Consider the following 13,509-nt stretch of genomic DNA (forward strand, 5'->3'; position numbering starts at 1 on the left):
TCAGTGCGCACTGGCTGAATTTTAGTTAAATTCGAGTTCTACCTGATCTTTACCAAGTAGATGCTTTAATTCGTCTAACAATGTATCGCTTGGCGTGACTCGCCACTCTGTGCCTAACGTCAGGCGCGCTCGCGCATCAGGGCGCTGGTAGTATACATTGACAGGTACGGTTCCTGCGCGGTGAGGTTCCAGTATGTGACTAAAACGCTCAAAAAATTGTTGATCAATCTGCGACTGTAAAATCGAGATGGATAAACCGCGGGCAAATTTTTCACGCGCGCTGCCCAAGTCCATGACCTCGCGCGCCGACATTTTAAGTCCGCCATTGAAGTCATCAAAGCTGACCTGTCCGGAAACCACCAGAATTTTATCTTTTTCTAGCCATTCTGCATACCGATCTAATGCTTCAGAGTAGAGCATCACTTCCATACGCCCCGAACGGTCATCCAGTGTCATCAAACCAATCCGAGTACCGCGTTTGGTGGTCATGACTCGTGCGGCAATCACTAATCCCGCTACGGTTAATGATTGATCGCGTCGAGTTGGCGCGGCTTCATTCAAACGACAACTGGTGTATTTCACCAATTCTTTAAGGTACTCATCAACCGGATGACCAGTCAAATACAGGCCAAGTGTCTCTCGTTCACCTTCTAAGCGCACTTTTTCTGGCCACTCAGGGACTTGAGTATATTTTTGTTCCACTTCTTCCGGCGCATCGGTGAGCACACCAAACATATCGGTTTGTCCGAATGCTTCCGCTTGGTGATGTTGGCTTGCCGCACGCACGGCATCATCCACTGACGCCATCATGGCAGCACGGTGTGGCCCAAGCCGATCAAGAGCACCGGCCAAAATCAGTTTTTCAATCACGCGTTTGTTGACCTTTTTCAGATCAATTCGCGCACAGAAATCAAACAAATCTTTGAAATAACCGTCTTTGTTACGTGCTTCAAGAATGGCCTCAATCGGGCCTTCACCCACACCTTTGATAGCACCGATGCCGTAGACAATTGCGCCGTTGTCATCCACGTTAAAGCGATACAAGCCGGAGTTGATATCCGGTGGCAACACGGTCAATCCCATGTTCTTACACTCATCCACTAGGCCAACCACTTTTTCGGTGTTGTCCATATCGGCCGTCATTACCGCGGCCATGAACTCAGCAGGATAGTGCGTTTTCAACCATAGGGTTTGGTAAGACACCAGAGCATAGGCAGCAGAGTGCGATTTGTTAAATCCGTATCCGGCGAACTTTTCCACCAGATCGAAGATTTTCATCGCCAACTCACCATCGACGCCATTTTTCTCCGCACCTTCTTGGAATACGGCGCGCTGCTTGGCCATCTCTTCCGGCTTTTTCTTACCCATCGCACGACGCAACATGTCTGCGCCACCAAGGGTGTAGCCAGAAAGTACCTGAGCAATCTGCATTACCTGTTCTTGATAGAGGATGATGCCGTACGTTGGCTCTAGAATCTCTTTGAGTGACTCATGTTGCCATTTTTCATCAGGATACGAGATGGCTTCACGACCATGTTTACGGTCGATAAAGTTATCCACCATGCCAGATTGCAACGGCCCCGGACGGAACAACGCCACCAGAGCGATGATGTCTTCAAAACAGTCTGGCTGTAGTCGCTTAATCAGCTCTTTCATACCGCGCGATTCAAGCTGGAATACCGCGGTGGTTTTTGCATCTTGTAGGTTACGGAATGAACGAGCATCGTCGAGAGGGATCGCCTCAATCCGCACAGGCGGTTGACCCATTTTTTTCAAACGAGGATTAACCAGACCCAGAGCCCAATCAATGATGGTAAGAGTACGCAGCCCTAAGAAGTCGAACTTGACTAAGCCTGCGGTTTCTACATCGTTCTTATCGAACTGGGTAACGGGGAAGTTACCTTCCGCATCACAGTAAATCGGCGCAAAATCGGTAATTGCCGTGGGCGAAATTACGACGCCCCCAGCGTGTTTACCGGCGTTACGGGTACAACCTTCCAGAATTCGACACTTGTCGATCAGCTCTTTAACTTCTTCATCAGCGTCATACAGCTCTTGCAATGCAGGCTCGGCGATAAACGCTTTTTCGAGTGTCATGCCCGGATCGGGTGGGACTAATTTTGAAATGCGATCGACAAAACCGAACGGATGACCAAGCACTCGACCCACATCGCGAATGACCGCTTTCGCCGCCATGGTACCGAAGGTAATGATTTGTGATACCGCATCACGACCATACATTTCCGCAACGTGATCAATCACTTGGTCACGCTTATCCATACAGAAATCGACGTCGAAGTCGGGCATGGATACCCGCTCTGGGTTCAAGAAACGTTCGAACAGCAGATCATATTCCAGCGGATCAAGGTCGGTGATTTTCAGTGCGTACGCAACTAATGAGCCCGCACCCGAACCACGCCCCGGACCTACCGGAATATCGTTATCTTTTGACCACTGGATAAACTCCATCACGATCAAGAAGTAACCAGGGAAACCCATCTGGTTGATTACATCGAGCTCGATTTGCAGTCGCTCATCATATTCTGGGCGGCGCTGTGCTCGGACTTCTGGATCAGGGAAAAGGAATTCGAGTCGCTCTTCCAAACCTTCACGGGATTTCATGACTAGGAAGTCTTCAATCGCCATCCCTTCGGTTGGGAAGTTAGGCAGGAAATATTCGCCCAAGCGCACCGTTACGTTACAACGCTTGGCAATCTCCACGCTGTTTTCCAGTGCTTCGGGAATATCCGCAAACAGCTCGCACATTTCCGCTTCGCTGCGTAAGTACTGCTTAGGGCTGTAATTTTTCGGGCGGCGCGGATCTTCAAGCGTGTAACCATCATGAATCGCTACTCGGATTTCATGCGCTTCAAACGATTCTTCGGTAATGAACACCACTTCATTGGTTGCGACCACTGGCAGCTCATATTGCTCAGCCAACTCAAGCGCAAAATGTAAGTAGCTCTCTTCATCAGCACGCCCGGTGCGCACTAATTCTAAATAGAAATGGTCAGCAAAGTGGGTTTGGTAAAACTCAAGACACTTCTCAACTTGTTGTTGGTTGCCTTTCAGCAAAGCGCGCCCAATTTCGCCACTCTTGCCCCCCGAAAGCACAATCAAGCCTTCGGCATGCTCCATCAACCAAGCTTTATCAATCACGGGTTGATGTTGGACATGACCACGCAGATACGCTTTGGAGATCAATAAGGTGAGGTTTTTATAGCCGACATTATTTTTGGCAAGGACGGTCAGCTTAGTCAGTTCGTCACCAAACTCTTCCGATTGCAGAGTAAAATCGGCACCGATGATCGGTTTGATACCGCAATTATGCGCGGTGCTGTAAAACTTAACCAAGCCACACAAGTTAGTGAAATCGGTCAACGCCATTGCTGGCATGCCCATTGCCGCCACTTTTTTCACCAATGGCGGTACTTTGGACAAACCATCCACCATTGAGAAATCACTGTGAACACGTAAGTGGATGAACTTTGGGTCTGACATGCAAGGAATATCCAAGTCTGGGAAACGCAATTGCGCTCTATTCTACGTTAATCTGAGTTGGCTTTCAGTCGCTTATTCTAAGCCAAGTGCGCGTTTTACTGGGCCAAAGCTTTTACGATGCTGCTCAATCACACCATGCTGATCGATGGCCGCAAAATGTGCTGCCGTTGGGTAGCCTTTGTGTTTGGCAAAACCAAACTGAGGATATTGCTTATCCAGCTCTTCCATCTCGTGATCGCGGATCACTTTGGCAATAATCGAAGCTGCGCTGATTTGCGCCACGCGGAGATCGCCTTTTACGACGGCTTGAGCATCCATCGGCAATGTAGGTACTTTATTACCATCCACCAACACCAAATCTGGCTGCACAGCCAATCCCGCCACACGCGCGCTGCATGGCGACCATGGTCGCTTGGAAGATATTCAATTCATCGATCTCTCGCGGAGAACAGCGACCGACCGACCAAGCTAAGGCTTTTTCTTGAATCTCAGGAAACAGCGCTAAGCGTTTTTTCTCACTGAGTTTTTTGGAGTCATTCAAGCCAACAATCGGCCGATTAGGGTCAAGGATAACCGCCGCAGTAACTACATCCCCAACAAGAGGACCACGGCCAACTTCATCCACTCCCGCAATCAAGGCATAACCAGCCGGAATCTCAAAGGGAGGCAGCTCAATGCTTGGTTTCTTCGCCATGTTGTTTTCTCAATTTTTTTAATTTTGTTTTTGAATCAAATGCAGTACAGCTTGTGCAGCTTGTTGATCCGCATCTTTACGGATCCATTGATGCATTTCGGTGAATTTACTCATCAAATCTTGGTTATCACTATCAAGCAAACGGCTCACTTCATGGTAAAGATTGTCGACCGTACAATCATCTTGCAGCAGCTCTTTCACCAACTCTTCACCGGCCAAAATATTCGGCAAAGAGACATAAGGCGTTTTCAGCAGACGTTTAGCCAGAAACGCAGTAAATGCATTCACTCGATAACCAACCACCATGGGCCGCTTAATCAACATACATTCCAGTGCAACGGTTCCAGAAGCTAGCATAACGGCATCGGATGCGGTAATCACATTGCGCGCGGTATCATCCACCAACACAAAGTTGAGTTCTGGCGCAACTTGCTTCCATACTTCTTCAAATTGTGCACGGCGTTTGGCATTCACTAACGCGACGACAAAGCCTAATTCTGGATAGCGCGCCTGCAACTTTTGGCAAGTCTCGATAAACGGTTCCGCAAGCATTTTCATTTCGCCACCACGGCTACCAGGCAATACCGCTAACCAGCGGCGTTGCTCATCTAAGCCAAGTAACTGGCGAGCGGCCAACTTATCTGACTCTAACGGAATAGAGTCCGCTAAGGTGTGACCGATAAACTCACAAGGTACATTGAATTTGTCGTAAAACGCTTTCTCAAACGGCAGAAAAGCCAACACCAGATTGGTGGCCGCCGCAATGCCATGAATACGATTTTGTCGCCATGCCCACACCGATGGACTGACATAGTGCACCGTTTTGATCCCCGCTTGTTTGAGGCTCAGCTCAAGACGCAAGTTAAAATCAGGGGCATCGATACCGACAAACACATCAGGCGGATTCGAGGTGAAATATTTGACCAGTTCGGCTTTCACTTTCAGCAAGCGCGGCAAACGCCCAAGCACTTCGACCAGCCCCATAACGGCGAGTTCTTCCATATCAAACAGAGACTCACAGCCGAGTGCGATCATTTTTGGCCCACCGATACCGACAAATTCAGCATATGGGTAACGCGCACGCACCGCTTTGATGAAGCCTTCACCCAAGGTATCACCCGAGAGCTCGCCTGCAACTATGCCAATCCGTAATGGTCTGTTCACTCTATTTTCTCCACCGTTGAAAGAGACTCTTAACTCCGCTCAAACTATGTAAAGTTGCCGCTAATACCGCAGCCGCTTCAGTAAGCAGAGTCTAAAAATGCAAAAGATCGCTGAGAGTAGCAGCGATCTTTCAATTTATCAGTCAACTCACTGCTCTGAGTAAGTCAATTAGCGCATGCCCATTAACGAATGATACCGCGCTCTGATTTCTCAAGAAAATCGAGGAACACTTTCACACTTGGGAACTGTTCTGCTTCTTGAGCAATTTCTGCTTTCGCCGCTTCTAGCGTCAGGCCATTGCGGTACAGCGATTTGTAAGCACGGCGAATCGCATGGATTTCTGCCTTTTCAAAGCCGCGACGCTTTAAGCCTTCGACGTTGATACCGAAAGGTGCACAGTGGTTACCTTGCGCCATCACGTAAGGTGGCACATCTTGTACTACGATAGAACCGCCACCCAGCATACAGTGGTCGCCAATATGGCAGAACTGATGAATCGCTGACATGCCGCCGATAATCGCTTGATTGCCCACTTTTACGTGACCCGCCAAAGTGGCGTTATTGGCAAAAATACAGCGATCGCCAATCACACAGTCATGCGCAACGTGTGCGTTGATCATAAACAGGTTATCGCTACCAACCTGAGTGATGCCTTTGTCTTGTACCGTACCACGGTGCATAGTCACGCTTTCACGGATAGTATTGCGATCGCCAATGATCAATTGGGTATCTTCACCTGCGTATTTGAGGTCCTGACACGCTTCACCAATCGAAGCAAACTGGAAAATACGATTGAAACAACCAATTTTGGTTGGACCTTTTACTACGACATGAGACATAAGCTCGGTGCCTTCACCGATCTCAACCTTGCTGTCGACATAGCAAAAAGGACCAATTTTTACGTTAGCGCCAATAATGGCACCTTCTTCCACTACAGAAGTTGGGTGAATTTGTGCTGATTCGTGAATCATCTTAAAACTCTCGACGTGCGCATTTAAGTTGAGCAGAGCAAACGACATCGCCATCGACTTTGGCAACACCATTAAACAGTGCAATACCGCGACGCTCTTTTAGAAACTCAACTTCAATCATCAGTTGATCGCCTGGGGTAACTGGCTTACGGAACTTCGCTTCATCAATACTTGCAAAATAGTACAGTTCATTTTCTTTTGGCGCACCAAAGGTTTTAAACGCCAACAAGCCAGTAGCTTGCGCCATGGCTTCTAAAATCAGTACGCCGGGAAAAACCGGCAGTTGTGGAAAATGACCGGTAAACTGAGGCTCGTTCACTGAAACATTTTTTAAACCAATCAGGTATTTGCCTTCTTCATAATCCGTGACGCGATCGATCAGCAAAAATGGGTAGCGATGCGGAAGAAGCGATTGAATTTCAGTGATGTTCATCGTTTTCTTGTCAGTAGTCAAAGTCATCATCCTGTTCGTGTAAAAATAAATAAAGGAATACCCAACAGCGAAAAGACTCGCAAGATGCGAGCCTTTGGTGTCAGCCAATTACGCTTGTGAATTATCAGGCTGCTCAGTGTCTGATTGCTCAAGCAGTTTTTCTAGAGCTTTCAGTCGCTTATGCATATCTTCAATGCGGTGCACTCGAGCAGCCGTTTTGCGCCACTCTTTGTTGGTTTGCAGAGGAATACCGGAAGAGTACATCCCCTTCTCCTCAATGCTACGCATCACCATACCCATACCTGTGATGGTCACACCATCAGCAATCTCGATATGGCCGTTAAGCACACTTGCACCACCAATGATGCAATACTTACCGATACGAGTGCTGCCGGCGATAATGGTACCACCCGCTAAGGCGCTACCATATCCGATGTGCACGTTATGCGCGATTTGCAGTTGGTTATCGATGATCACGTTATCTTCAATCACGGTATCGTCTAGCGCACCGCGATCGATGGTTGTGCAAGCGCCGATTTCTACGCGATCACCAATACGAACTGAACCAAGCTGAGGGATTTTGATCCACTCGCCACGTTCGTTGGCATAGCCAAAACCGTCAGCGCCAATCACAGTACCAGACTGAATTAAGCAGTCTGAGCCAATTTCCACCTTATGATAGATGGTGACATTCGCCCAGAGTTTGGTGTTATCACCCAAACGTGCTTGCTTACCAATGAAACAGCCGGCACCAATCACGACGTTATCACCAAGCTGCACGCCTGATTCAATCACCGCATTAGCACCAATCGAAACGTTACTACCTAACTTCGCATCTTCGGCAATCACAGCGCTGGGGGCGATACCGTACGCTGGAGCAGGAGTCGAATCTAACGCCTGTGTCACTTTGGCAAAAGCCACATAAGGATCTGCGACCACCAGAGCGTTACCAGGGCAGAGTTCACGCTCACTGGCTTTGACCATGATGACCGTCGCTTTGCAATCACTTAAGTGTTTACTGTATTTAGGATTGGACAAGAACGTCACATTCCCAAGCTGTGCCTTATCCATAGGCGCAACGGCACTGACTAGTGCTGCTGGATCACCGTACAACTCCCCTCCGGTGATGGTGGCCAATTCGGCTAAAGTTAGTGTGGTCATAGTTTTCGATTATTTAATGGCTTTAATAACTTTCTCAGATAGATTGTGCTCTGGCTTACCATATTGCATTGCACTGGTGTCTAGTACGATGTCGTAGCCTTCTTTCTCAGCCACTTTCTTCACCGCATCTTGGATCACTTTAAACAGTTTCTGCTTCTCTTCAGCTTCACGACGTGCTGAAGCTTGCTCTAGAGCCTGAGCTTTGATCTTGTATTTGCTATCCAACTGACCGATTTCGATACGGAGTTTTTCAACTTCGTCTTGACCCATCAATTGACCATCACGCTTTAACTTTTCAATCTTGGTTTTTGCATCCGCTTGGATTGCTTGTAGCTCAGCAGCTTTATCTTTGAACTCTTCCTGCATTTTTTGCAGAACAACTTCACGCTGCGGTAATGCCTGGAACACTTGCGCAGTATTGATATAACCAATTTTCTGCGCTGCTTCAGCCGCATTAGCCACTAAAGATGAGCTTAGGATAATCAGGCCAAGACCGGCTGCTTTGATCATGTTTTTCAAAATATGTTCCTCTCCTAGAAGGTTCTTCCAATAGTGAAGGTGAAGAACTCTTCGTCGTCACCCTCATAAATTTTAATCGGTTTAGCCAATGAGAAAACCAAAGGCCCCATTGGCGACATCCACTGCAAAGCGACGCCGTATGATGAACGATAATTGGTTGGATCTGAGTAATCGTAGTAATACTGGTTACCATAAGCAGCATTAGAACGGTAATCAAATTCGGTATCCCACACACTCGCCATATCATAGAAGATACTGGTACGGATTTGGCTACGCGCTTCATCCGAGGCAAACGGTGTTGGTACAATCAGCTCAACACTGGCTAAAGCAATCGCGTTACCGCCGACTGAATCATCAGTTGCCGTATCCGAGCCATTGTTTGAGCCGGAGAAATCACGATACACCGCTTTAGGACCTGCAGAGTTTGACCCAAAACCACGTAATGAGGTAAAGCCGCCCGCATAGAAGTTCTCATAAAACGGGAACAGGTTATCTTTTCCATCCGTTTGACCGTAGCCATTACCGTAACCCAATCGTCCGCGTAATAACAAGGTGAACTCGTGTTTCTTGGTCAGCGGGAAGTATTGACGTACATCGTATTGCAACTTGAAGTACTGGGCATCAGAGCCTGGAACCGTCATTTTATAGAAGGCGCGCTGATGGTTACCTGCCGTCGGGAAATAACTGTTATTCAGGTTGTTACGTGTCCATGCCAAGTTAATATCGAAATCGTCAGTCAATAAGTTACCGCCGGAATCAATATTACTCGCTTGCGCTGTCAGGAAGTTTTCTACTTGTAAATATGGTGTCAAATTACCGATCTTGTTATGGGTATAACCAACACCAAACTCGAAGCGGTTTAACTCATCGTATGGGAAACCCCAAGTCAGATTCGTACCGTAACTTTCGTTGGTATAGTCAACAATACCCGCTTCAGAGGCTTCAAACTGGTTATAGAAAACTTTACCACCAAGGCTAACACCATCAAGGTTCCAGTATGGATCGCGATATTCCAGAGTCAGGTTTTTCTGGTAATCGTTGATCATGGCATTGACGCCAACGCGATTACCGCTACCCAAGAAGTTGTCTTGTTGCAAACCAATCTGGAAACTCACTCCGGACTCAGTACCGTAGCCAACACCGAAGTTAATACTGCCTGAGTTGGCTTCTTTGACACTATAAACAAGGTCAACTTGGTCTTCACTGCCAGGAACACGTACCGTCTGCACTTCTACCGTTTCAAAGAAACCCAAACGATTCAGACGTGTTTTACCAGTATCAATGTCTTTGGAGTTAAGCCAACTGCCTTCCATTTGACGCATTTCACGACGCAGCACTTCATCACGCGTGCTGTTGTTGCCCACAAAACGGATATCACGCACATAGATGCGCTTGCCCGCTTCTACGTGGACAACTAAGGAAACTTGCTGTTTTTCGTCATCAAATTCAGGAAGAGTACGAACTTGAGGGTAGGCATATCCTGACTCACCTAAAACTTTCTTCACACTTTCTTCAAGTCGAGTGACCGAAGAACCGTTATAGGTATCGCCGATAGCAAACGGGATCAAAGAAGTGAATTCAGCTTCTTTACCCATCAAATCACCACGGAACTGAACTTTGCTCACCGTGTACGGCTCGCCTTCATTCAGATTGAGGGTAATGTACACACCTTTCTTATCCGGAGAGATAGCCACTTGAGTGCTGTCTACCTGAAACTTCAGGTAACCACGGTCAAGATAGTAAGTGCGCAGTGCTTCAATATCACCAGCCAGCACTTGTTTCTTGTACTTGTCATCAGCTAAGAAGTTCCACCAAGAAACATCAACATTGAGGTTAAAGCGTGACAACAACTCCTCATCGCTGAACACTTCATTGCCAATAAAATTGATTTGCTGGATCTTGGCAGAAACGCCTTCAGTAAAGACAAACTTAAGGTCAGCACGATTACGTGGCAATGGGGTGACTACCGCTTTCACGGTCGCGTTATATTTACCCACGCTGTAATAAAAATCTTCCAGACCTTTTTCGATATTGCTCAGCGTGGTGCGATCCAAAGCCTCACCAACTCGAATATTGGAAGCTTCCAAATTTTGCTTGAGCTGCTCTTCTTTGATCGCCTTATTGCCAGAAAATGACACGCTAGCAATGGTTGGACGCTCTTTAACTTGCACCACCAAGGTATTGCCATCTCGCAGGACTTTGACATCCTCAAAGTTACCAGAGGTATACAGCGCCTTGATTATGTTAGCCACATCTTGTGAATCAACACTATCGCCGACTCGCACTGGCATTTTCAGCAAAGCAGCACCCAAAGCGACACGCTGTAGGCCATTAATCTGAATATCCTGTACCACAAAATTTTCGGCACCATTCGCCGACACGCTAGTGGCGAGCAGTGTCGCGAGCAGAATCTGTTTCATCGCCATATTGTTTTGAGTTCTTCCTTACTGCAACTCTTGCCTAATGTTTATCAATCACAGGCGAGTAAAATCGTTAAAGATTGCGATGGCCATTAAAGAGAAAATGATGGCTCCACCAATCCGATAACCCATCTCTTGTACCTTTTCTGGTACAGGGCGACGAATTACCGCTTCAATCATGAAAAACAGTAGATGACCACCATCCAACATCGGTAGTGGCACCAAATTGATAATGCCTAGGTTGATACTGATCAGAGCCAAAAAGCCTAAAAAGTAGACAAAACCATAATCCGCTGTCGTTCCCGCGCCTTTCGCGATGGAAATAGGACCGCTGAGATTATTCAACCCAACATCACCCACCAGCAGCTTTTTCAACATACTGATAGTCAGGTCAATCACTTGTCCGCTTTTCTCAACTGCTTTGCCAAGCGACTCAAATACACCAAATTGCAATTCAAATCGATAGCTTTGCGGCCATTCTGCGACTTTTGGTGCGATTCCCGCAAAACCAATCACTTTTCCTTGCGAAAGCTCACGGCTATCTGGCGTCAAAGTCAGCTCAACTTGTTCACCCGCTCTCTCAACCAGCACTGTGATTGGCACATTGGGATTACTTTGAATCGCATTGACTACGTGCTGCCAACCTTCAATCGCTTGCCCATTAATTTTCAGTAATGTATCACCGACTTGCAGGCCAGCGAGCTCACCGGCACCTTGCGGAGTCACATTGACCAGCTCAGTCGAGATCGTCGGTGTAAATGGCTTAAAACCAAGTGCCCCCATAGCAGACTCTGTTTCTGGGTCAAAGTTCCAATCACGCAGATTTATTGTCTTGATTTCGTCGAGTCCGACACCTTCCGTAGAAGAGACTGTCAGTGTAAGACTGTCATCGCCGATATGGCCGATTAAACCCATATTGACGGACTCCCAATCAGGGGTATTAACACCAGATACGGCCTTAATCTCCATCCCAGGCTCAATTCCGGCTTGGGCGGCAATTGAATATGGGGTCACTTCACCAACCACAGGCTTGACCGCCGGAACACCGATCATAAATACCAGCCAGTAGGCAAAAACAGCAAAGAGGAAATTGAAGAGAGGGCCTGCACTGACAATCGCTGAGCGTTTCCACAGCGACTGCTTATCAAACGCCATCGCTTGTTGCTCGGCCGGAACATCATCCACTCGGCCATCAAGCATCTTCACGTAGCCACCGAGCGGGATCATCGAAATACTGTATTCTGTACCATCACGGCCAATACGTTTCCAGATGGATTTACCAAAACCGATCGAGAATTTTTCGACTTTGACGCCACAGCGTCTCGCAACCCAGAAGTGCCCAAACTCATGCACGGCGACTAAAATTCCCAGCGCAATGATAAAGGCGATGAAGTTCCATAATATGTCGTTCATTGTTGACGCTCTTTTAAAACTTGGTGGGCAAAATGTCGGGCCATTGTATCTAGCTCAAGTAGGCTTTCCAAGTCACGGCAATGTAACTGATTGTTGGTCGCACAGACCTTAGACAATACCTGATCATTGATCAACGCGATGTCAGTAAAACGTATTTTACGTTTTAAAAAGGCGTCAACCGCCACTTCATTTGCGGCATTAAGTGAGGTGGTCGCATGCTGTCCAAGAAAACAAGCATCCATCGCAAGCTGTAAACAGGGGTAACGAGCGAAATCTACATCCATGAACGTCAGTTGCTGAAGACGAGTAAAATCAAGCGCTGGCACTCCTGCTGCAACACGCTCCGGGTAAGCCATTGCGTAAGAGATCGGTGTCGCCATATCCGGTTCCCCCAACTGAGCAATCACCGAACCATCTTTGTATTGCACCATAGAATGGATCACAGACTGAGGATGGATAAGCACCTTTAGCTGATCACGCGAGGTGTTAAACAACCACTTAGCCTCAATATATTCGAGACCTTTGTTCATCATGGTCGCCGAATCAACGGATATCTTAGGTCCCATAGACCAATTCGGATGAGCGATGGCTTGCTCTGGCGTTACGGCATCCAATGTTGCGAGATCACTGTAGCGGAATGGGCCGCCAGATCCCGTCAGCAAAATATGATCGATACCGTGTTGCTGTAGATCACAACGGCCAAGCTGAGTTTGAATCTCACTCGGTAGACATTGGAAAATCGCGTTATGCTCGCTATCCACGGGCATCAATTCTGCGCCCGATTGTGCCACCGCATCAATAAACAGTTGGCCAGACATCACCAGTGCTTCTTTATTGGCAAGCAATACTCGTTTACCAGCTTTGACCGCAGCCATCGTAGGAAGCAAGCCTGCAGCACCAACAATTGCCGCCATCACAGTATCAACTTCATCCAATGCGGCAACTTGGCACATCGCCTCTTCACCGTACAAAACTTCCGTTGTTTGATTTTGGCCTTTAAGCAACTGCTGTAATTCTGTAGCAGCCTGCGCTGTCGACATGACAGCAAACTTTGGCTGCCACTGCAGGCAAAGCTGGTGCATTTTGGCTACATTGCCCCCAGCAACTAAAGCAACAATCGAAAACTGCTGTGGATTTTGGGCAATAACCTTGAGGGTACTGGCTCCAATCGAACCAGTGGCACCTAAAATGGTTAATTTACGCATAGTGAAAACCGCTGTTATTCACATCAGG

The 13,509-nt window shown here is 47.5% G+C and carries 9 protein-coding genes and 1 pseudogene; all 10 read right to left on the reverse strand.

Annotated features, from left to right (window positions below; genetic code table 11):
- Positions 1–21 precede the first annotated feature (21 nt).
- Complete coding sequence (dnaE, locus tag D908_RS17260) at positions 22–3,501, reverse strand: DNA polymerase III subunit alpha (protein WP_005522387.1); 3,480 nt, start codon at positions 3,499–3,501, stop codon at positions 22–24.
- A 72-nt stretch (positions 3,502–3,573) separates the two neighbouring features.
- Positions 3,574–4,195 (reverse strand): annotated as a pseudogene (rnhB, locus tag D908_RS0118795) (ribonuclease HII).
- An 18-nt stretch (positions 4,196–4,213) separates the two neighbouring features.
- Positions 4,214–5,359, reverse strand: coding sequence for a lipid-A-disaccharide synthase (lpxB, locus tag D908_RS17255; protein ID WP_005522389.1), 1,146 nt, complete (start codon positions 5,357–5,359; stop codon positions 4,214–4,216).
- Between the two features lie 182 nt (positions 5,360–5,541).
- Positions 5,542–6,330, reverse strand: a complete 789-nt coding sequence (gene lpxA / locus D908_RS17250; protein ID WP_000581096.1) for an acyl-ACP--UDP-N-acetylglucosamine O-acyltransferase — start codon at positions 6,328–6,330, stop codon at positions 5,542–5,544.
- 1 nt (position 6,331) lies between these two features.
- Positions 6,332–6,763, reverse strand: a complete 432-nt coding sequence (fabZ, locus tag D908_RS17245; RefSeq protein ID WP_001027757.1) for a 3-hydroxyacyl-ACP dehydratase FabZ — start codon at positions 6,761–6,763, stop codon at positions 6,332–6,334.
- 108 nt (positions 6,764–6,871) lie between these two features.
- Complete coding sequence (gene lpxD / locus D908_RS17240; protein WP_000210032.1) at positions 6,872–7,924, reverse strand: UDP-3-O-(3-hydroxymyristoyl)glucosamine N-acyltransferase; 1,053 nt, start codon at positions 7,922–7,924, stop codon at positions 6,872–6,874.
- A gap of 9 nt (positions 7,925–7,933) precedes the next feature.
- Positions 7,934–8,443: an OmpH family outer membrane protein gene (locus tag D908_RS17235; RefSeq protein ID WP_005514875.1), complete on the reverse strand. Its 510-nt coding sequence runs from the start codon at positions 8,441–8,443 to the stop codon at positions 7,934–7,936.
- A gap of 14 nt (positions 8,444–8,457) precedes the next feature.
- Positions 8,458–10,869, reverse strand: coding sequence for an outer membrane protein assembly factor BamA (bamA, locus tag D908_RS17230; RefSeq protein WP_001240976.1), 2,412 nt, complete (start codon positions 10,867–10,869; stop codon positions 8,458–8,460).
- Between the two features lie 48 nt (positions 10,870–10,917).
- Entirely contained in the window at positions 10,918–12,276 is a 1,359-nt protein-coding gene (gene rseP / locus D908_RS17225; protein ID WP_005522394.1) for a sigma E protease regulator RseP, read from the reverse strand.
- Positions 12,273–13,481 carry a 1-deoxy-D-xylulose-5-phosphate reductoisomerase gene (ispC, locus tag D908_RS17220; RefSeq protein WP_001229018.1) on the reverse strand — a complete coding sequence of 403 codons (1,209 nt, stop codon included), beginning with the start codon at positions 13,479–13,481 and terminating at the stop codon, positions 12,273–12,275. The genes rseP and ispC overlap by 4 nt, the downstream gene beginning before the upstream one ends.
- Positions 13,482–13,509: the final 28 nt, after the last annotated feature.

The organism is Vibrio mimicus CAIM 602 (genome assembly GCF_000338875.1).
GTDB classification, from domain to species: Bacteria; Pseudomonadota; Gammaproteobacteria; order Enterobacterales; family Vibrionaceae; genus Vibrio; species Vibrio mimicus.

Excerpts from the sequence above, each read along its gene's own strand:
- dnaE (WP_005522387.1), bottom strand. The coding sequence starts at position 3,501 with ATGTCAGACCCAAAGTTCATCCACTTACGTGTTCACAGTGATTTCTCA.
- lpxA (WP_000581096.1), bottom strand. The coding sequence starts at position 6,330 with ATGATTCACGAATCAGCACAAATTCACCCAACTTCTGTAGTGGAAGAA.
- fabZ (WP_001027757.1), bottom strand. The coding sequence starts at position 6,763 with ATGAACATCACTGAAATTCAATCGCTTCTTCCGCATCGCTACCCATTT.
- lpxD (WP_000210032.1), bottom strand. The coding sequence starts at position 7,924 with ATGACCACACTAACTTTAGCCGAATTGGCCACCATCACCGGAGGGGAG.
- bamA (WP_001240976.1), bottom strand. The coding sequence starts at position 10,869 with ATGGCGATGAAACAGATTCTGCTCGCGACACTGCTCGCCACTAGCGTG.
- rseP (WP_005522394.1), bottom strand. The coding sequence starts at position 12,276 with ATGAACGACATATTATGGAACTTCATCGCCTTTATCATTGCGCTGGGA.
- ispC (WP_001229018.1), bottom strand. The coding sequence starts at position 13,481 with ATGCGTAAATTAACCATTTTAGGTGCCACTGGTTCGATTGGAGCCAGT.